Origin of the sequence: Paenibacillus aceris (assembly GCF_017874035.1) — a bacterium.
GTDB lineage: Bacteria > Bacillota > Bacilli > Paenibacillales > NBRC-103111 > Paenibacillus_E > Paenibacillus_E aceris.
Genome location: NZ_JAGGKV010000037.1, coordinates 1 through 19,181, shown reverse-complemented (window position 1 = coordinate 19,181; position 19,181 = coordinate 1). Strand labels below are relative to the sequence as shown.

At 47.6% G+C, this 19,181-nt stretch carries 25 protein-coding genes; 12 read left to right on the top strand and 13 right to left on the bottom strand.

Annotated features, from left to right (window positions below; genetic code table 11):
• Positions 1–16: 16 nt before the first annotated feature.
• Positions 17–1,495: an alpha/beta fold hydrolase gene (locus J2Z65_RS33390; protein ID WP_167067571.1), complete on the bottom strand. Its 1,479-nt coding sequence runs from the start codon at positions 1,493–1,495 to the stop codon at positions 17–19.
• 161 nt (positions 1,496–1,656) lie between these two features.
• Positions 1,657–2,628, bottom strand: a complete 972-nt coding sequence (locus tag J2Z65_RS33385; RefSeq protein ID WP_167067574.1) for a hypothetical protein — start codon at positions 2,626–2,628, stop codon at positions 1,657–1,659.
• 228 nt (positions 2,629–2,856) lie between these two features.
• Here J2Z65_RS33385 and J2Z65_RS33380 point away from each other — a divergent pair, with 228 nt between their 5' ends.
• Together J2Z65_RS33380 and J2Z65_RS33375 are read left to right on the top strand one after the other, a co-directional pair.
• The gene (locus tag J2Z65_RS33380) at positions 2,857–3,867 is read left to right on the top strand and encodes an RluA family pseudouridine synthase (protein WP_167067577.1); all 1,011 of its coding nucleotides are present in this window, start codon (positions 2,857–2,859) and stop codon (positions 3,865–3,867) included.
• Between the two features lie 17 nt (positions 3,868–3,884).
• On the top strand, positions 3,885–4,841 hold the full coding sequence (locus tag J2Z65_RS33375) for a D-2-hydroxyacid dehydrogenase (RefSeq protein ID WP_167067580.1): 957 nt from the start codon (positions 3,885–3,887) through the stop codon (positions 4,839–4,841).
• A gap of 571 nt (positions 4,842–5,412) precedes the next feature.
• Here J2Z65_RS33375 and J2Z65_RS33370 read toward each other — a convergent pair.
• A complete protein-coding gene (locus J2Z65_RS33370) occupies positions 5,413–6,252 on the bottom strand; it encodes a 1,4-dihydroxy-6-naphtoate synthase (protein WP_167067583.1) in 840 nt (279 codons plus the stop codon).
• Between the two features lies 1 nt (position 6,253).
• Positions 6,254–6,898, bottom strand: a complete 645-nt coding sequence (locus J2Z65_RS33365; protein WP_167067585.1) for a futalosine hydrolase — start codon at positions 6,896–6,898, stop codon at positions 6,254–6,256.
• Positions 6,899–7,070: 172 nt separating this feature from the next.
• Here J2Z65_RS33365 and J2Z65_RS33360 point away from each other — a divergent pair, with 172 nt between their 5' ends.
• On the top strand, positions 7,071–7,679 hold the full coding sequence (locus tag J2Z65_RS33360; protein WP_167067588.1) for a DUF2087 domain-containing protein: 609 nt from the start codon (positions 7,071–7,073) through the stop codon (positions 7,677–7,679).
• Between the two features lie 81 nt (positions 7,680–7,760).
• Here the strand turns inward: J2Z65_RS33360 and J2Z65_RS33355 are convergent, their stop codons facing one another.
• Positions 7,761–8,123, bottom strand: coding sequence for a VOC family protein (locus tag J2Z65_RS33355; RefSeq protein WP_167067591.1), 363 nt, complete (start codon positions 8,121–8,123; stop codon positions 7,761–7,763).
• Positions 8,124–8,344: 221 nt separating this feature from the next.
• Here J2Z65_RS33355 and J2Z65_RS33350 point away from each other — a divergent pair, with 221 nt between their 5' ends.
• The 8 genes from J2Z65_RS33350 (at position 8,345) to J2Z65_RS33315 (ending at position 12,179) form a co-directional block, all read left to right on the top strand.
• The gene (locus tag J2Z65_RS33350) at positions 8,345–8,446 is read left to right on the top strand and encodes a YjcZ family sporulation protein (RefSeq protein ID WP_157317989.1); all 102 of its coding nucleotides are present in this window, start codon (positions 8,345–8,347) and stop codon (positions 8,444–8,446) included.
• A gap of 124 nt (positions 8,447–8,570) precedes the next feature.
• Positions 8,571–9,590 (top strand): glycosyltransferase family 2 protein, encoded by a 1,020-nt coding sequence (locus J2Z65_RS33345; protein WP_338111811.1) that lies wholly within the window; start codon positions 8,571–8,573, stop codon positions 9,588–9,590.
• 1 nt (position 9,591) lies between these two features.
• Complete coding sequence (locus tag J2Z65_RS33340; RefSeq protein WP_167067597.1) at positions 9,592–10,044, top strand: GtrA family protein; 453 nt, start codon at positions 9,592–9,594, stop codon at positions 10,042–10,044.
• Between the two features lie 20 nt (positions 10,045–10,064).
• The gene (locus J2Z65_RS33335) at positions 10,065–10,355 is read left to right on the top strand and encodes an alpha/beta-type small acid-soluble spore protein (protein WP_167067600.1); all 291 of its coding nucleotides are present in this window, start codon (positions 10,065–10,067) and stop codon (positions 10,353–10,355) included.
• Between the two features lie 104 nt (positions 10,356–10,459).
• The gene (locus J2Z65_RS33330) at positions 10,460–10,903 is read left to right on the top strand and encodes an Hsp20/alpha crystallin family protein (protein WP_167067603.1); all 444 of its coding nucleotides are present in this window, start codon (positions 10,460–10,462) and stop codon (positions 10,901–10,903) included.
• A gap of 159 nt (positions 10,904–11,062) precedes the next feature.
• Complete coding sequence (locus tag J2Z65_RS33325) at positions 11,063–11,281, top strand: hypothetical protein (protein ID WP_167067606.1); 219 nt, start codon at positions 11,063–11,065, stop codon at positions 11,279–11,281.
• Positions 11,282–11,344: 63 nt separating this feature from the next.
• Positions 11,345–11,818, top strand: a complete 474-nt coding sequence (locus J2Z65_RS33320; RefSeq protein WP_167067609.1) for a hypothetical protein — start codon at positions 11,345–11,347, stop codon at positions 11,816–11,818.
• A gap of 10 nt (positions 11,819–11,828) precedes the next feature.
• On the top strand, positions 11,829–12,179 hold the full coding sequence (locus tag J2Z65_RS33315; RefSeq protein WP_193581142.1) for a hypothetical protein: 351 nt from the start codon (positions 11,829–11,831) through the stop codon (positions 12,177–12,179).
• 20 nt (positions 12,180–12,199) lie between these two features.
• On the opposite strand, the gene J2Z65_RS33310 is transcribed toward J2Z65_RS33315, so the two are convergent.
• The 7 genes from J2Z65_RS33310 to J2Z65_RS33280 form a co-directional block, all read right to left on the bottom strand.
• Positions 12,200–12,469: a hypothetical protein gene (locus J2Z65_RS33310; protein ID WP_167067611.1), complete on the bottom strand. Its 270-nt coding sequence runs from the start codon at positions 12,467–12,469 to the stop codon at positions 12,200–12,202.
• A 24-nt stretch (positions 12,470–12,493) separates the two neighbouring features.
• Positions 12,494–12,736 carry a spore germination protein gene (locus J2Z65_RS33305; protein WP_167067614.1) on the bottom strand — a complete coding sequence of 81 codons (243 nt, stop codon included), beginning with the start codon at positions 12,734–12,736 and terminating at the stop codon, positions 12,494–12,496.
• Between the two features lie 176 nt (positions 12,737–12,912).
• Positions 12,913–13,233 (bottom strand): 50S ribosomal protein L33, encoded by a 321-nt coding sequence (locus J2Z65_RS33300; protein ID WP_167067617.1) that lies wholly within the window; start codon positions 13,231–13,233, stop codon positions 12,913–12,915.
• A 175-nt stretch (positions 13,234–13,408) separates the two neighbouring features.
• The gene (locus tag J2Z65_RS33295) at positions 13,409–13,633 is read right to left on the bottom strand and encodes a DUF1128 domain-containing protein (protein WP_167067619.1); all 225 of its coding nucleotides are present in this window, start codon (positions 13,631–13,633) and stop codon (positions 13,409–13,411) included.
• Between the two features lie 126 nt (positions 13,634–13,759).
• Positions 13,760–14,416 carry a TetR/AcrR family transcriptional regulator gene (locus J2Z65_RS33290; RefSeq protein ID WP_167067622.1) on the bottom strand — a complete coding sequence of 219 codons (657 nt, stop codon included), beginning with the start codon at positions 14,414–14,416 and terminating at the stop codon, positions 13,760–13,762.
• Between the two features lie 53 nt (positions 14,417–14,469).
• Entirely contained in the window at positions 14,470–15,111 is a 642-nt protein-coding gene (locus tag J2Z65_RS33285) for a YigZ family protein (RefSeq protein WP_167067625.1), read from the bottom strand.
• A 167-nt stretch (positions 15,112–15,278) separates the two neighbouring features.
• Positions 15,279–16,634 (bottom strand): glucose-6-phosphate isomerase, encoded by a 1,356-nt coding sequence (locus J2Z65_RS33280; protein WP_167067628.1) that lies wholly within the window; start codon positions 16,632–16,634, stop codon positions 15,279–15,281.
• A gap of 126 nt (positions 16,635–16,760) precedes the next feature.
• Here J2Z65_RS33280 and J2Z65_RS33275 point away from each other — a divergent pair, with 126 nt between their 5' ends.
• Entirely contained in the window at positions 16,761–18,047 is a 1,287-nt protein-coding gene (locus J2Z65_RS33275) for an NAD(P)-binding domain-containing protein (RefSeq protein ID WP_167067631.1), read from the top strand.
• Between the two features lie 348 nt (positions 18,048–18,395).
• On the opposite strand, the gene J2Z65_RS33270 is transcribed toward J2Z65_RS33275, so the two are convergent.
• A complete protein-coding gene (locus J2Z65_RS33270; protein WP_167067633.1) occupies positions 18,396–18,998 on the bottom strand; it encodes a hypothetical protein in 603 nt (200 codons plus the stop codon).
• Between the last annotated feature and the right edge of the window lie 183 nt (positions 18,999–19,181).

The window sequence follows — 19,181 nt, the reverse complement described above, 5'->3', positions numbered from 1 at the left end:
CTTGCCTGCGCTCTCCTCACTCATCTTCACTTAAATAATAACTAGCGATTTTCTTATATTCGACCGCCTTCAGAAAGTTATTCCTCTTCTCTTCCTGCTCGGACATCCAAACAGCCAAAACACCCAACCTTAATTCTGTGCTTGCTTTTTTCTCAATGAACCATTGGTCAAAAATTTCAGGCATAATTTCCTTCTGGCGCATCGTTCTAAACAGTTTGTTGCAGCTGTCATATTTAGCCCATCCATTATCATCTAGTAGCATAGTCCGTCTTATTTGATCAAAAAAATCAAGAAGATCGCATTCGATTTTACATTGCAGATACAAATTCTGACGACTCGTTTTCAAGACGGACTCTTCATTATGAGTGACCAGTTTCTTCAAATAGTTGATGTAAACTTTCAAGTTTTTCAGGGCAGTCGGTAACGGAACCATCGGAAAGATCGCGTCACACAAATCTTCTCTTGTTGAAGAGGGTTGTACAACCAGATGCACAAATATGTTTTTGGCATAACGTTTGTTCCAGCCGTCCAAAATCTCCCGGCCATTCAAGGTTACGCGAAAACCGTACAAGAGTTCTACTTTCAAGACGGGTTCAGTATTTCTTTTTTTATTAAATAGGGTTTGTAGAAATGAATCCCTTAAGAGTTGAATGGAATTTTCAATTTCCGTTGGTTTCGTTGTCCTTGCTGACGCTTGGCTGTTCATCTTTCTTTGGATAAAACTCTTGATCCATTGAACTGTCACATCGGGTTGATCGATGAATATCGCATTCCCGGCATTCGGAACGATATAAAACGTAGAATGCGGGATTAGCCCGGACGTCATATTTTGGAAAGAAGGCGGATAAACTGTATCACATTCCCCTGCAAGCAGTAAGGTGGGATTTTGGATGGACGATAATTCGTTTATTGGCCGTTGTTGATTCTGAAGCTTAAATAATTTTGCGTACATCTCAGCAGGCACGTTCATATACATGTTGTACAAATGTTGGGCTTCCTCATGCTCAAAGGGGTATACCGTTAAAGAAGGTATAAGAAAATTTTGAAGAATATAAGGAATGCCATATTTTTCAACCAGGGCAATATAATTGTCAATGACGGCGTCCCCATCCTCCGGAAACAACACGTTAATCGAGATGAGAACAAGGCATTTCACTAACTTCGGATACCGCGCGGCAAAATAAACCGCCAAGGAGCCTCCAAAGCTATGGCCTAGCAGGTGGAAATTTTCTATATTCAAATGCTTGATCAGCGCGTAAATATCATCGGTATAAAGATCCCATGATATTTCACCCGAGGTTAATTCACTTTTTCCGCATCCACGCAGGTCGACGAGCAGAATTTGATAATCCTCTTTTAACCCGTTAACTATGTGTCCCCATCGTGAGGAGTCAAAACCGTTTCCATGCAAAAAAACGATCGTTTCTCCGGAGTTGCGAGTAGATGTGATAAGTTCGTAGTAGAGGCTAACTCCATTGACGTGCGCAAAAGACACCTGGGCACCACCATTCCATACTATGTTAGGTTCTATCATATAAGGAACTGGATATTTAAACAATATGACTAGCTGTACAAAAATATTTGGAAGTTTCGACCTTTCAAAACGAAAAAGGCGCAATCCGCAGATTGCACCTTACAAGAAAACTACTTACATCTTTAATTGGCAATGCGCAGCGACGTTTTGACAATGACCATGGCATTGGCAATCGTGACTCTGTAGCCCAGATTAACAGCTTCGGATACAATTCTCAGAACCTGATCCTGATTGAGGACTGAGTTTGGAAAAAACGTTTGATAGATGGCAAGCACATCCTCATGCACTTTGTCCAAAATTTCAAACGGGGGAAGCACAGCCTTATAAAACTCATCGATGAAGGCATCGCTATCAATGAAAAAGTCTTCTGCCGGGAGCCTATAGCCCCTTGCTTCCAGCACAATTTTGGCTATACGATTGCCTTTAATCGCTGCATAATAAACAATATCGTCTCTCAGCAGCTGAGCCTCGGCCTGATTTAAAGCGCGCAGTTGCGGCATTGCGCCTGTGAGGAAAACCTCCCACATTGTTTCCAGCATAACCTGTGTATTTTGCAAAAGCGTGTCTGCCTTGTCGTCCATCGCGACTTCGGCTTTAAATAATATCGCTTCGCTGTTATCATTTAACGTCGTATTCACAATAGCCATATAAGAGTCAAGCTTGGCTTGGTTCCGCGCGATTGCTGCTCTTTCTTTTGCAACCACACCTTTTTCCATCTGCTGTCTTATGACCTGAACGAGTTCCTGCTGCTTGTCTACATACCATAAAAAACGTCCCGTACCCTGATCAAAAGAACCTTCAACCCAAACGACAGGACGCCTATCGATCGTTTCAAAACCCCAATCGGTTATACATAACAGCGGAAACAACTTCATCGTCTTTTTATTTTGGTGAAGGAATGCGATATAATGATTCGTCACCGCAAGATAGCCCTGTCCTTCCCCAAAAAAATTTGCCTCTGTAAGGTAAAGCGGCATTTCTTTTGTTTGCTCACGAACATGCGTGATTGCTCTAGTTCTATACCAAAATTGAATACCTTGCAAGAAGACCTTTCGTGTGTACCGAAACGTCAAGAACTCCCATGAACTTTCCATTTTGAAAAGCACCCGCCTTTCATGTAGGTGAGAAGCATAATCTCGAAGTATTTGCTTTTACTATACCTTTTATGGGGTTACACAAAAGTTACAGGAAGTGTAACTTTCCGCCTTAGCACATTAGAAATTAACGGGTAACGTATCTTTTGTTTTTACGAACATGATATATTGTTAGAAATACAAGATGAATCGGCATGCGTATTTATTGAAAAAAAGGAGGTCATTTTTATGCCCAAAAAGCAAGGTAAGCATCAAAGTCCAAATAAAAACCAAAATCACAACCCCAAGCTGAAAATCAGCAAGAGCCAAACCCATAAACCTGTTTCAACCAAAGCAGCCACTGAGGGGAATACACGCCAGTACACGGTTAAGGAGCCTACGGAGCTGCTGCCCTTTTTATTAGAAAAGCTTTCCGGCGTAGGACGCAATTCGGTGAAAGCCACCCTGGCCCGCGGGCAAGTTTCCGTGAATGGAAAGGCCGTCACAGCCTACAATCACCCCTTGCAGCCCGAGCAAACGGTAACCATCAACAAAGAAAAAATCGTAGAAAATATTCCTCTAGCCGGGATGTCCATCCTGCATGAAGATGAGGATGTTATCGTGATTCAAAAGGATTCGGGGCTTCTATCGATCGCCACCAACCCGGAGGAAAATCAAATTACCGCCTACCGCCAACTCACGGCGCATGTGCGTAACCATGATCCGAAGGCACGCATTTTTGTCGTTCACCGGCTCGACCGGGACACGTCCGGCGTTATGATGTTCGCAAAGAACGAAAAAGCCCAGCAGCACTTGCAAAACACATGGCAGGACAGCGTAAAAGAGCGCACATACGTAGCCTTAGTAGAAGGCTTGGTGAAGAAACAGGAAGGAACTATCTCCTCCTGGCTGAAGGAACACACAAAATCCCTCAAAATGTATTCGACGCCATATCCGAATGACGGGCAACACGCAGTAACGCATTACAAAACGTTGCAATCCAACCGGAACTTTTCCTTGCTGGAAGTCAATCTGGAAACAGGACGCAAAAATCAAATCCGCGTCCATATGCAAGACATCGGACACCCAGTGGTTGGCGATAAGAAGTATGGTTCGAAAACGAAAGAAATCGGCCGTCTCGGACTCCATGCGCGTGTGCTTGCCTTCTTGCATCCGACGACCGGGCAACTGCTTCGTTTTGAGACGAACATTCCAAAGCTGTTCATGAACCCTTTCCGTGAATTGCCGGCAAAAAAATAGTGAGGAGACATTAGAAGATGCGAATTGTTGTACTCGACGGATATACTTTAAATCCCGGGGATTTGGACTGGGATGGGTTACAAGCCATTGGAGAAGTCGTTATCTACGACCGTACGGCTGAACCACAGATTGTAGATCGTGCAGCCGATGCCGACATCGTGTTAACGAACAAGACGCCGCTTTCCGCTACCACCCTGCAGCGGCTGCCGAAGCTCCGCTATATCGGTGTTCTAGCGACTGGCTATAACATTATTGATTTACAAGCAGCAAAGGAGCAAGGCATTCTTGTGACGAATGTTCCTGCTTACAGCACGCAATCTGTTGCTCAGTTGGTTTTTGCTTTACTGCTGGAGTTTTGCCATCGAGTACAGCGGCATAGTGACAGCGTCGTAAACGGGGACTGGTCGAACTCAGTTGATTTCAGCTACACCGTGTCCCCGCTCATAGAATTAAGCGGCAAAACCATTGGGCTCATCGGGCTAGGCCAAATTGGCAAGCAAACCGCGCTGATCGCACAAGCGATGGGCATGAAGGTGCTTGCGACTGGCAGCGGCAGACGGGCGCCTGAACCGGTTGAAGGTCTTACTTGGGTGCAGCTGGATGAGCTCCTGCAGCAATCTGATGTGATTTCTCTCCACTGTCCTTTGACACCGGAGACCAAAGAATTTATTCATGCAGATCGAATTGCACTTATGAAGCCTACGGCTATTTTGTTTAATACGGCGAGAGGCGGACTTTTGAATGAAGCCGATGTTGCCCAGGCCCTTAATGAAGGGCGGCTGGCTGGAGCCGGACTTGACGTACTGACATTAGAGCCTCCGACGCCGGACAATCCCTTGCTGCAAGCTCGGAATGTGCTTATCACCCCGCATATTGCCTGGGCCACCAAAGAAGCGCGGGCTAGGCTGATGGCAACTGCCATTGGCAATGTGCGTGCCTTCATAGACGGGAAGCCTCAGAATTTGATTGGGTAAATGCGGATGGACTGACTAAAAAGCGAAGCGAAAGCCACCCGACCTACAGACTTGACCCCAAAGCAGTAAATCACGAACTCCTCGCTTATTTAGCTAGTCTAAGTGCGGGGAGTTTTCTGCTCGTGGAAGAACGAGGTGAGGGAATCAATAAGAGGGAACTCCACTCCCTTATTTAGGCGAGAAGCCGAATTTTGTAGGTTGGAGTGGAACTACAGGCTCTTATTCAACCTCCATTGTCCAAATTTCTGTCAAAATGGCGGAATAGCGGACCCTAGTTCCCTCTCCCTCACACAATGGGATCTTTTGGGTACAATAGCGGCCTGTAGTTCCCCTACAAACATGGAAATTCTTATATGTTAAGAAAGACCTTGCCTCTCTCTTCAAATTCATACACGAGAAAGAAAAGCCACGCTAAATTTGCTTATTCCCGCTAACTTCGCGTCATGAACGGACTGAAGCAAGCGTTAAGAGGCTGCCTTCAAAGTTAGATCTACTTTGAAGGCAGCCTCTTTTGTGTTACTTGCGGAACTGAAAACCGTAATTGTGCCAAACAAGGAGGAACTACTTGGCGCTATTTCAACAATGCCGCATAGTCCATCTGCGGCACAATTCCTGCCTCCGCAGCCCGCTGGAGCAGGGTCAAAACGGCGCCATAGCCGTCATCGCCGAGATTAGCGGTGAACTCGTTCACATACAGGTCGATATGCGCCTGCGCAACCTGCGGGTCCATCTCCTGCGCGTGCTGCATCACGTAGTCGCGCGAAGCTTCCGGATGCGCCCACGCGTATTCCACGGAGGCGCGGGTCCAGCCCGCAAGCGCCTCAAGATCCATCGAGCGCCGCGCCACAATGGCGCCGAGCGGAATCGGCAAGTTGGTGTCCTCTTCCCACCAACTGCCCAGATCTTTGAGAAGCGCTAACCCGTAAGACGGGTATGTAAAGCGCGCTTCGTGAATCACCAGGCCGGCGTCAATAAGGCCGTCCCGTACTGCGGGCATGATCTCGTGGAACGGCATGACCACGATTTCACCAACGCCGCCCGGGACGTTCTGTGCCGCCCACAGGCGGAACAGTAAGTACGCGGTGGAGCGCTCGCTTGGCACGGCGACCCGGCGGCCGCTAAGCTGGGCCGGGTCAGGATCTGTTCCGCCGGACTGAGTCAGCACGAGCGGACCGCAGCCTCTGCCCAAGGCACCGCCGCAGGGCAGCAGGGCATACTCCTTCAGCACCCAGGGGAGTGCAGCGTAAGAGATTTTGAGCACATCAGGGCCGGTGCCCTCGGCAGCCAGCCGGTTCGTAATGTCGATGTCGGCATATAACACATCCAGCTCCGGAGCGCCGGGGATTAAGCCGTGCGCCCATGCATGGAAAACAAAAGTATCATTGGGACAAGGTGAATACGCAATTTTCATCTTAAAGCACCTCCGCTAGGACTGAACTTGCTGCTTCTAAAGCTTTTAAAGCATCGCCGATGCGCCAGGCATCGCGATCACGCGGACCAACCGCGTTGGAAATCGCGCGGATTTCTATCACTGGCACGCCGCGCAGCGCGGCAGCCGTGGCAATGCCGAAGCCTTCCATGGCTTCGGCGGCGGCTCCCGGCACGCGCTCCGCTAGCAGGGCAGCGGTCGCGGCCGTCCCTGTGGCCGTCGCTACCGTGAGCACCGGCGCTGTGCGCGCGTCAAGGCCGGCGGCTGTGAGCGCCGCCGTCAATCGCTCGGCAAGGTCGGCCGCGACGCTAATGCGCGTCGAGCCGAAGCCGAGGTCATCCAGGGAGCTGAAGCCGTCCAGCAGCTCCACGCCAAGATCCGCGGCGATGATCTCGCTTGCGACGACAAGCGATCCGATCTCCGCTTGTCCGGGAAATCCGCCGGCAATACCCGCAATAACAACTAAATCATAGGGTACAGCTGTTTCAGCCAGCACCATGGCGCCGTTAACGGCTGCTGCCGCAAGGCCTACGCCGGCCAAGGCGAACTCAAACCTGCTGTCATGGCCAAGGCCACGCTGAACAGCATCCCTTTCAGGCGCTACTGCCGTCATAATAAGTACACGCATTATTAGGCCTATCCCCTTTTTAATCAATCACCATGATGAACACTTATAGATTATTTTACATGACCAGGACCAAATAAGAAACTTTTGAGCACTTCCGCTGCAGCCGTCTTGACTTCTACATCTAATTTAATTATCATCTAATTAGATATCCTTCTAAGGAGGTACTCCCGCCATGCAGTTAGATAAAATCATCACCTATCACAAAGCGCTCTCCGACGCGACGCGCATTCGCATGCTTATATTGCTAGGAGATGGAGAACTGAACGGTCAAGTGCTTGCCGATAAATTGGGGGTTACGCCCGCAACTATCACCCATCATGCAGCTAAGCTTCGCGAGGCCAGTCTCATTCATGAACGCAGAGAAAAGAATACGATTTACTTTGCCTTGAACGAATATTTTATTCGCAGCAACGCCACCGCGACCGCAGATCTCATTTTCAAAAATCAGAAAGGAGGATCATCACTCCCCATGAAAGAGACAGACGTTAATGACAACCTCAAGCAGTCCGTCATACGCAATTTCTTCACGCAAGACGGTAAGCTCAAGCATATCCCTTCTCAGCTCAAAAAGAAGTTGATCGCACTCGGGCACCTCATCGACCAACTCGAAAAGGGCCGCACGTATACCGAGAAAGAGCTTAACGAATGGATTAAAAACTACCATCCCGATTTTGCAACTATACGCCGGGAATTTATTATGCATCAGTTTATGTTCCGGGAAAATGAAGTTTATGAGCTGAATCCGCCCGAGATGTGGGCCAAATGGGAAACCTTATCTTAACCGGCTCAGCATCGCGAAACAGAAAAAGGACGGCTCCCTGCCGCGTTACGACAGGAATGCTCGTCCTTTCCTACTGTTTTCTTATCCTTTGATAAGGAACGAATGACCATCTTCATCTTTGAATGTGGCGAAAGTTCCCCACTGCATCTCCTGCAGCTCCCCTTCAAATTCAACGCCTTTGGACTTCATCCGCTCATAGGTTGCTTGAATATTTTCCGTTACAAATACAATAGACGGCTTCAACTCTGCATAGTTTTTCATCATACTTCTCGGATAAATGACCAGCGCTGACTGGGCTCCCGGAGGCGCCACCTCCAGCCAGAAAGCATTAGGGCCCATCGGCGTTTCACGCACAACTTCGAACCCAACCTTTTCTGTCCAAAATGTTTTTGCCTTGTGCTGATCCTCCACATAAATGGCAACCGTCGCTATTTTCTGAATCATGATCGTTTCCTCCTACTTATCACATGTCTTGGTATTGCTTTCACTTGGCATCATAGCATTCACCCCCGAGGCTCGTCCATTCCGAACCGTTCCAAGCATATCTGCTCAAACGTCCGCTGCTATGGACATGTTCCCTAATATAAAATTGACGAATCAGGACATTCATCCATACGCTCTCTAGATGAATGTCATATAGTAATTTTGTGAAGGGAGGGATAGACATGAGTTGTGGATGCGGAACAACCTACAATGGAGCGGCTGTAGTCCTCGTTTTATTCATCCTCTTGGTTATCGTTCTTAGTACTTTCGGATTTGGCTGGTAATCACCTTAAAGCGGTTGGAACGATGAAATCGTTTCGGCCGCTTACTTTTTTGCGAGTTTTTACGTTATAATGAAAGCCTATAGCATTCTATGCATTTATTACCTATTTAGGATGGAGACGAGGAATTGTGGCTACTCCGATTTTGACCATTGTGGTCCCTTGTTATAACGAAGAAGAAGTCCTTCCGGAGACGGTATTCCGGCTTAGCGGCGTGCTCGACGCCCTCATCTCGGATAAACTGGTTGCAAGCACAAGCACCATGCTCTTGGTAGACGATGGCAGCAAGGACGCTACTTGGTCGCTTATCGAACGTTTTCACGCCTCCAACACCTTCGTTACCGGGCTTAAGCTGGCTAGAAATGCCGGGCATCAAAGCGCCTTGCTTGCCGGTCTCATGCAAGCCAAAACTTATTCCGATTGCGTCGTATCCATCGATGCCGATCTGCAAGATGACACCGACGCTATTCGTGAGTTTGTCGTCAAATTCCGCGAAGGCTACGATATTGTATACGGCATCCGCCAGGATCGCTCCGCCGATACCTTTTTCAAGCGGGCAACCGCACAAGGCTTTTATAAGATGATGACTTCTCTTGGTGTGAAAATTCATTACAACCATGCCGATTTTCGCTTGATGAGCAAGCGCACCCTCGACAATTTGGAGAAATTTCAAGAGGTTAACTTATTTCTGCGCGGCATGGTGCCTTTGCTGGGCTTCCCGTCCACTCAGGTGTACTACGATCGCAAGGAGCGCTTTGCCGGAGAATCCAAATATCCGCTGCGCAAAATGCTCGCCTTCGCCTTTGACGGCATCACCTCCTTCAGCGTGACGCCGATTCGATTCGTAACATTAATGGGTTTCGTCCTGTTTCTACTCAGTGTAGTTGCCGGCGTATATGCCATTATCGGTAAACTGCTTGGAGCCAATGTTACGGGCTGGACCTCCCTCGTCTTGTCGGTTTGGTTCATTGGCGGGGTACAACTTCTGGCGCTGGGCTTAATCGGTGAATACATAGGGAAAATTTATAAAGAAGTGAAACAGAGGCCGCTTTTTGTCATTGAGAAGGCATTGAAAGGAAGCGCTCAGGAACAAGATGAGATACAGGTAACCCCTCCATCCATCCCTGCTGCTTCGAACCGTCGATAACATGATACAACAACGATTATTGTCATTGTTATCAAGCAGTTTCCTGCGATTTTTACTTGTCGGCGTGTTCAATACCTTGGTTGGTCTCTCTGCCAGCTTCGCATTTTTCAATCTGCTTCATCTGAATTATTGGATCTCGACGTTTACGGGAAATACCATTGGCGCCATTGTCAGCTACACACTCAACCGCACATTTACGTTTCGCTCAAAAGCAAGCGTTGGCAGCAGTTGGTGGAAATTTGCCGTCGTTATTCTCAGCTGCTATGGCTTGTCTTATGGGATCAGCCTGCTGCTGGCCGAAACCGTAGCCTCATTATGGCCTGACATGCGGACAGATTGGCTGCATAATGCGGCCATCCTGATCGGAAATGGCTTGTACACCATTGGCAATTATTTGGGGCATAAATATTTTACATTTCGGGCTAATGGTCCTTCCAGCAGCGGGGTATCCTAATCACCAAGAGGTGATGCCTAATGGCACGTAGAAGAAGCAACCGGGCCATCGTACCCGGATCGGAACACGGACTGGGAATTCTCAAAGCTCAGGTTATGCGAAATCAAGGCTATAATGTTAATCCGGAGCGTCCTGACTTAGTCAAATATGAGGTCGCTCGAACGCTCGGTGTTCCCCTGCAGCAAGGCTACAACGGGCAGTTAAGCTCGGAGGACGCCGGCAAGATCGGCGGACCGATCGGCGGGGCCATGGTGAAGGAACTCGTGCGTATGGCGCAGCAGAAATTGGCGGAGCAGCGTTCCCCGCATTGATCCGCTTTAAGAGTGATTGCCATAATCCGCCGCGGGTGCACATAAACTAATAGCAAGCTGCTTGCAGCGCTATTTCCTATGTAAAAGTCAGGTGATGATGGCCGATGAATCCTCCAGGCAACCGTCCGCCAAAGCCCGATTGGAAAGGGCTCTCGGCGCAAGCCGGCGATGTGCTGGGCCCCGAATTTTGGCAGGACATTGCCAGTATCATCCCGTTAACCGGGCCAAGAATCGATATGTATGAGACACCGCAGGAACTGGTGGTTGTCGCTGAAGTTCCCGGGTTGTCCGCACCCGAGCAGATTCAACTCTCTTTCCGGGATCAATCGTTGTTAATGCGGGGAATGCTTGTTCGACCTTATCAGGTGCTTGATGAGCAAATGAGACTATCCGAACGTTTCTTTGGTAGTTTTGAGCGGGTGATTCGCTTGCCTGGCAGAGCTTTGACCGAGCAAATGCGGGCACAGTATCATAACGGGCTGCTCATTATTCGAATTCCACTGGCACCGCCCGATGGGGAAAAAGTAATTCCCATTCAGTTCACATAACGTTCGACCGCCCTGAGCAGGTCGGTGACGCTATCACCTGCCGCTAAGGGATCAAGGTTGAGCGTTATTTGTTTTGGGATTTATGGAAAAGAGATATGAATCTCCGTTTGTCCCCATATAAATAAAAAAAGTAGAAATGCGGATATGGAGGGGATTATTGTGGTGCGCATCCAATTTCAATCAATTCATATCGACAATCTCGCACAGTCATCCAGTGTGAACAAAGGAACGAATCGGATCGTCGGCAGACGGCATTCCTCAAAGACCAACCAAGGACTCGGAGCAATAAGTGGTGAACGCAATGTCGTGATCGGCGGTAAGCATGTGGCTGACGATGGCGACCTCTTTGATTATAAACCCTTTATACGAAAGAGCTGAGAGACGACCATGTGGTTTCAAAAGAAAAAATCGCCGCCTCCCAAACCACAAGGAGCGAATCCTGTGGCAACATCACCCGCTGGGGCAGCTTCTCCTATTAGACCGGAGCCTGCCTCATCCCTTACTGTTCAGCAATTAGAAAGGCGCCTGAAGAAATTAGAAGAGGAAATATCTCACCTGGTTGCCAAACATCCACAAATTCATATAGATACTTTGCATGTTCATCAGCCTGTTTTAGAAAATTTAACTTTTCGATTGGATCACTTGGACATCAAAGAATTGAGCGGCTCTCTAAACTTGGGGAACAACTTCGGAGCCAAGCCGAATGAGAAAAAAGGCCCACTCGACGAGGCTTATAAACACGCTCAAGTGTCAAAAGAGCCTTCGACCGCGTTCCGTTCATCTTCTAGCGAAGAGTCACCTGCTTCTGCAGAGTCTGGCAGCGGTCGAAAAGGCAGTAGCAGCGATGGCGCTGCGCCTTCTCCGGAGCGAACCACAACTGGCTACAGGTACACGCCACAATCCAAAACGAAATGAGGTGTCCCCTTTGTCATCGTTCATGTCACCGACTTTTATCATCGGTTCGATCCGGATCGGATCGGTTGAAAGTGCTTCCTGCATCAATATGGGAAACAATTGGCCAACCGATTTCCAGAGCAATCAGAAGACTGTACAAGGCTTTGGCGCTGTTGAAGGCGACAACAACCAGCTAGTCGGAACCCGCTCCATGCTTAACGATTCCGATTTCCTGGATATGCTCAATGTGGGGGATAACGAAACACCTGATTGGCTGCAGGAAATGATTACTGCGCAAGCGGCAGCCTCCGGATTCAACCCGGCTTCCGTTGCCAATAAGCCTCAGGAACAGCCGACTGGGACACAACCGTCTTCAGAATGAGGCCGCCGGGAAGCCGCCTTTTAGACACGGCCAATAATGAGATCCCCTTTGGTGTAAGGCGCGTCGATAATGTCATTATCATGAACCGTGTTGAAATTGTTTACCACGTAGTTGTTCTCGCCGCTTACTTCGCCAAGACCGGAATTCGACTTGCTGCTTGTCGCCCAGTACACTTGCATATTCGTACCGATGAAAATACCCGAACCATCCGATATCGCATTCACATGGATGGCGTCAAATTGAATGAGCGGCGGGTCCAGAGGAAGGGCCGGAAAAGCTGCTTTCTGCATGTGACTCACCTCGTTTTACTTCTTTTATACTTGATTCGTTACTGCCGGTTTAAAGTCCTGATCATTAATAGGGGCATCGATGAAGTCATTGTCAAAGATTAAATTCACGATATTCGCCGATATCGAATTGCCGATGAACTCCCCTGTTCCGTAATTATTTTTACTGTGCGAATCCCAACTCGATTGTGCATTCTCACCGATCCCGATGGTGGCATTTGTATTCTGATTATTAATATTGATCATGTTAAAAACAATGGAACTCGGCATGCTGCTCACTCCTATCATGGGTTGACAAGGCTATGGGATGAATCCTGTATGCTAGCCTATTCAGCTGTACCCGGATTGGTGTAAAAATAGATCCCTCATTGCACAGTCGAGCCAACACAAAAAAAAGACTGTACCGAATGAAATCCATCGGTACAGTCCTCTTACTTTATCCATTACTACCAAAATCCTGGGCCACCGAAGCCGAAGCCTGGGCCAAAGCCTCCACCAAAGCCAGGGCCGAAACCACCGAAGCCGAAGCCAGGGCCAAAACCTCCACCGAATCCAAAAGGCGTAGTACCAATTGCCAACAGGTCAAACAGTACCAATGGGATAATCGCTTTGACTTGAACTTTTTTACCTTTTTGTGGAGCTACGATCAACGTGTTTCCGCTGATTCTCACCAATTTACCGGATACGCTTGTTCCATCTTTCTTAAGAGCCACAATTTGTTTACCAACCAATTGACGAACGTCTTCTTTACGAATTTGGGATGCCACGAACGTCCACCTCCTTTTAGCCACCAGGGATACATTGCTCTACAGTGTACTCCTGTGTAGGTAACATCGCTTGGATAGCTGTCCACCCCTCCGTAAAAATAGTCGTATGTCTATAAAAAAATGCCACTTTTCAGGCCATACGGCTAGAAAAACGGCATTTCTATCAATAACGTGCTTAGCCCTTGCGAATTTTTCCAAGTTCAGTCGTAATAGCATCGATCTCGCTGATGCTGAATCTATCTTTACTTGCGACCATGTCGTACAAATCCTTCAGATCCTCATACACATCTTCCTTCACATTCGAGGCCTTAATGGAGCCTCCCGTCGCCATGCGCAGCTTCTTCTTTATTTCTTCAAACATAAATTCCACATTTTCTTCCGACCAAGTGTTCAAATCCATTGTAATCCCCTCATCCTCCCCAGCTGTTCTTGTCCCTATATTAATGCAGATGGGGGCTAATGTAAAATGCAAGCTTCCTACTCGGCAAAAAAAGAAGAAAGACCTTCGTCTCTCTTCCTTAATCATTTATATGACATTCGTGATCGGTAAATGCGGACTGACCATTTTGACAATTGGACGCTGCTGCTGATAAGAATCTAAGTCCAAGCTTACACAGATGAGACGAATATGCTCATCCGCCAGCTTCCGGGCTTCTTCATAAGATAGTTTAAACTGGATGCAATACGATATGAGGCCGTGTAAAGACATAAATAGATTCCAAGGAAGCGTAAACTTTCTGCTTTCGAACCCAGGTTGGTCCGTCACAACCTGACGAACGACGATCGAAAACATTTCGAGGCATTGCGCTTGTTCGGTACGGGAATACTGCTGCAGTTCAGGTTCATTCATCATGAACATCATTTCATAATGATTCGGATTGGTTAGGCCAAACCAGACGAACTCCATCATTAACTTTTGAAGCAAATTCACACTAAATCCATGTTCACGAACGATCATTTCCCGTTGACGCTGCATCAACATAGAAAAATCGTCTTTAATTAACGCGTAAAATAGTTCCGCTTTTTCCGTAAAATGATAATATAACGCCCCATGACTGTACCCCATTGCTTTTGCGATGCTGCGCATCGTTAAAGCACGATAGCCAAAAGTAGCGAATAAATCCCGCGCCTCGGTAAGTATTCGTTCTCTGCTAAGCTCTTGTGCGACTGCTTTCCTAGCCATTCCTATCCCTCCGCATCCTTAGCCTATTTAATTTTGTCTAGTCTCGAACCTGCCTATCCGGGCAGGTTCTTGTGAACGATGTATTCGTTTTCTCCAGTGATAATAATACCTTGACCTTGAGTAATATCTGTAGCCCAGTTGATAAATGCATCAGCCGCCGCTGCCAGAGGATAGCAAGTTACCGTTACCTTATCGGTAAAATCAATATCCCCAAGAAGCATTCCCTGATTTCTCAGCTCGTTCTCAATCTTGCCATACCACGTATAATCAACCTCAATCATCACTTTCTGATGATTCACTTTGTAAATGGGTTGTGCAGCTTCAATGCCCACCACGGCTCCATCCGTGTATGCCCGAATGAGTCCGCCCGCGCCGAGCATGATGCCGCCGAAATAACGGGTTACGACGACCGCGATATTCTTGAGCCCTTGATGCTTAATCACTTCCAGAATCGGCTTACCTGCCGTGCCGCTAGGTTCTCCGTCGTCAGACTGCTTCTGAATCTGGTCCCTGTCTCCGATGACATAAGCGCTGCAATTATGTGTAGCCGTTTTGTGTTCCTTCTTGATCGCTTCAATAAATTGGGTAGCTTCTTCTTCTGACTCCACGGGCTTGGCATGACCGATGAAACGCGACTTCTTGATGATGATTTCCGACGATCCGTACGATTGGATAGTTTTGAAATGTGCTAGCATAGCCGACCTTTCTTGGTAGAAGGAAACAACTGTTTCATTACATTCTACACACATCTTTTGACTTCGACAATATAGAAAGAAAATTTACCACATAAATAATGGAAATTTTACGATAGAAAAAACGACCTATCCAATAGGATTGATCGTTTTTTTCTTACCTACTTGAATTACTGTTGCAAGCGAGCTTCCAGCTCCGCTTTTTCTTTCTCATAACCCGGTTTGCCCAAGAGCGCAAACATATTCTTTTTATAAGCTTCAACGCCTGGTTGGTCAAAAGGATTCACACCCATTAGGTAACCGCTGATGCCGCATGCTTTTTCGAAGAAATATACCATATACCCGAAGGAGTAAGGTGTCATATCCGGAAGTGTGACGATCAGGTTCGGTACGTGTCCGTCCGTGTGAGCAAGCATTGTGCCTTGGAATGCCTTTTTGTTCACGAAATCCATCGTTTTTCCGCTTAGGAAGTTGAGGCCGTCCAAATCGTCAGCATCTGTACCGATCGTAATATGATCAGCCACTTGGTCAACTTGAATCACGGTTTCAAACAAAATGCGGTTGCCGTCTTGAACGAATTGGCCCATGGAGTGAAGATCTGTAGAGAAGTCTACAGAAGCCGGGTAGATACCTTTGTAGTCTTTCCCTTCGCTTTCGCCGAACAATTGCTTCCACCATTCCGAAACGAAGTGCAAGGACGGCTCGTAGTTGACGAGAATTTCAATCGTCTTGCCTTTGCGGTAAAGCGCGTTACGAACAGCAGCGTACTGATACGCTTGGTTCTCGCTAAGCTTCGGATTCGCGTACTCGCGCTGAGCATCCGCAGCACCTTTCATGATTGCTTCTACGTCAATACCGGCTGTCGCGATTGGCAGCAAGCCAACAGCAGTCAGGACGGAATAACGTCCCCCTACATCATCCGGGATAACAAAAGATTCGTAGCCCTCTTCATTAGCCAGTGTTTTCAAAGCGCCTCTCGCTTGATCCGTTGTAGCGTAGATACGTTTGCGAGCAGCTTCCTTTCCATATTTCTTCTCCAAAAGTTCACGGAAAATACGGAAAGCAATCGCCGGTTCTGTTGTCGTACCGGATTTCGAAATAACGTTAACGGAGAAGTCCTTGCCTTCCAAAAGTTGAAGAAGGTGTGTCACATATGTAGAGGAGATGTTATTTCCAACGAAGTAAATCTCAGGAGTTTTTCTTTTATCTTTAGGCAAAATGTTATAGAACGAATGAGAAAGCATTTCAAGCGCAGCGCGCGCTCCCAAATAAGAACCACCAATCCCGATGACAACAAGCGCTTCGGAGTCGGACCCAATTTGTTTAGCAGCAGCTTGAATGCGAGCAAACTCCTCGCGGTCATACTTCTCAGGCAGATCCACCCATCCTAAATAATCAGCGCCCGCACCTGTTTTGTTGTGCAGTTGTTCATGCGCCAGTTCTACCTGTGCAGACAAATAATCAACCTCATGTTGGGATAAAAAGGATAACGCCTTACTGTAGTCAAATTGTAGCTTAGAGCTCAATATGCTCGCCTCCATCTCTATATTTTTCCTTTTCCTAGCATACTTATTTGCTTGTACAAAAGCAAGTAAAGAAGCCATTCACAGGTTAGATTTCCCATGATAAAATGAATCCAGAGGTGAATGATCATGAAACGTATCGGCTTTATCGGACTTGGCACAATGGGTAAACCCATGGCTGCTAACCTTATTCAAAAAGGTTTTATGGTGACTGTTTATAATCGTACTGCTGAAAAAGCGGACGAGCTCGCTCGTCTTGGCGCAGAGGTTACTTCAACACCTGCCGAGGTTGCCCGCCATTCGGATGTACTTTTCACCATGCTTAGCAATGATGCCGCTTTGTTAGATGTATTTTACAGCGAACAAGGCATTCTCAGCGGTCTACATCCGGCTCTTACGATAATTGATTCCAGCACTGTGTCTCCCCAAACAAGCCAAAAGCTGGCTGAGGAGCTCGCGTCCCATTTCGTCGACTTCCTCGACGCGCCCGTTACGGGCAGTAAACCTCATGCCGAAGAAGGCTCGCTTACGTTCATGGTCGGCGGAAGCCAGGAAGTGTTCAAAGAACAAGAGCAGCTGTTCCTCGCGCTGGGCCGCAAAGCGCTTTACCTCGGACCCTCCGGTTCCGGTTCCTATGCCAAGCTTGCCCATAATACCATGGTCGGCATTAACCTGGTCGGCCTTGCCGAAGGCTTATCCATCGCATCCAAAGCAGGAGTTAACCTTGCTCAATTTCTAGAAATCGTCCGTTCCGGCGGCGCAAACAGCAAAATGGTCGACCTCAAAGGCGATAAAATATTGAATCGCGATTTCAGCAACCAATTCTCCTTGAAGCTAATGCTCAAGGATCTCTTAATCGCTCAGGGGCTAGCCAGCGAGTTCAAATTGCCGACTCCGCTGCTGCAAACAACAGCAAGCTTATTCCAGATGGGACTAAGCAAAGGCCTCGGAGATGAGGATATGAGCTCCGTCATTCAGTGCTACGAGGACTGGATGGGACAGCAAGTCGCTAAACCTAACGAGCCTGCTGAGGCAGTTGAAGAGAAGCCGGCGTCGCCGCTCTCCGGTCGTGAACGCCGCCGCAATACGCGCGTGAAGCTGGACATTAACTTGAAACTGTCCATCTATCAATGGGAGCAGGAAGGCTCCTTCTCCGGCCAAAACATCGACGGTACCCTCTTCGACCTATCGGAGAGCGGACTGCAAATTACAACCGAAGCACCGCTTGCACCGGATATGTTTATCGTCATCCACTTCCCGCAGGAAGCAGAGCTCCCGCCTATCACCGCCCGCGTAATTCGGATCGAGTCCGATGGCCGCCAGTTCCGGTATGGCTGCATGCTGTCCGGCCTGCCGCCTTATGTGCGAATTAAGCTGGAGAAATATATTGATGAGCATATTGAGAATGTGGTTTAGTGGTTTATACTAGCAGCGAGATTGCTTGAAGAACACCGTCTTTCCCCTCGGGGAGAGGCGTTTTTTTATTTGGAGGAAATTGGGGTGAGCTTTGAAAACGAATATGAAGCTTTTATAGGCCAGAATGATACCCGCTTCATTAAATTCGCCTATCTCCGACCGCCGTATCGAATCGCCATCGAAATTGATGATATCGCCTGAAATGTGCGTCTGAGCGAAGATAGGAGCCCTTAGGGACTGCTATTTTCCTCACTAATGGGGAAAAGCAAAAATAAGAGTCCGTAAAGACTCTTATTTATCAATTAAACAGTCTCCAAACCAGAGGGAATACCCCTTTTTCAACAGCGTTTAAACTTTCACACGTCTATATACGGCTAGACTTAACCAAATGACTCCAACTCCCCACACTTGCGGCCCTTCAATTGGAGAATTACCCATAGGAATAAAATCAATAAATGGAGCCACGGTCACCAAGATCGAACCCACAAGCGGTAAATTCCTGGCAATCATCGAACTAATGCCGAAATACACCCAACTGATTGCAAACGCCATGAACATAATCATCATACCTTCACTCGCAGGCGAAGGCGGTGAATCCGCTAAATTAGGAGCATTATATTTGAGCATTGGAACCACAAAGGTTTGAATTGTTTTCATGCTGATATAAAGAGACATTCCGATAAATAGAAGAATGTAGCTGATTAACTGATTCACACTTTTGGCATGCTGCTGATAGATAAAGAAAGCTATAGCTCCCAACAGCACCATGATAGCGGAAATTAAATCCGTTGAGCCACTAATGACGTCAAATCTCAGAGTTTGATAATTCAAATAGCGATTCCAAATCGGCTGCAAAACGTGCAACCCCCCACCAATGATGGACAATACAGCAAACAAGCGCATACTTCTAACAGTGCTCTTCGGCAACTGTGAGTGTGCTAGTTCACTCAAGCTATCATCCCCCTCGCTATGAATATAAGCTAAGCTGTCTTTAGAAGATATATTCGACGATTTTAATATTTAAAGATTGTCCGTTGAAATAATAAAGTAGGGGAACCACTCTCATGGCTCCCCCCTTATCGAACCGCACGTGCCCTACTAAGGCATACGGCTCACCAACGTGATTCAACTTGA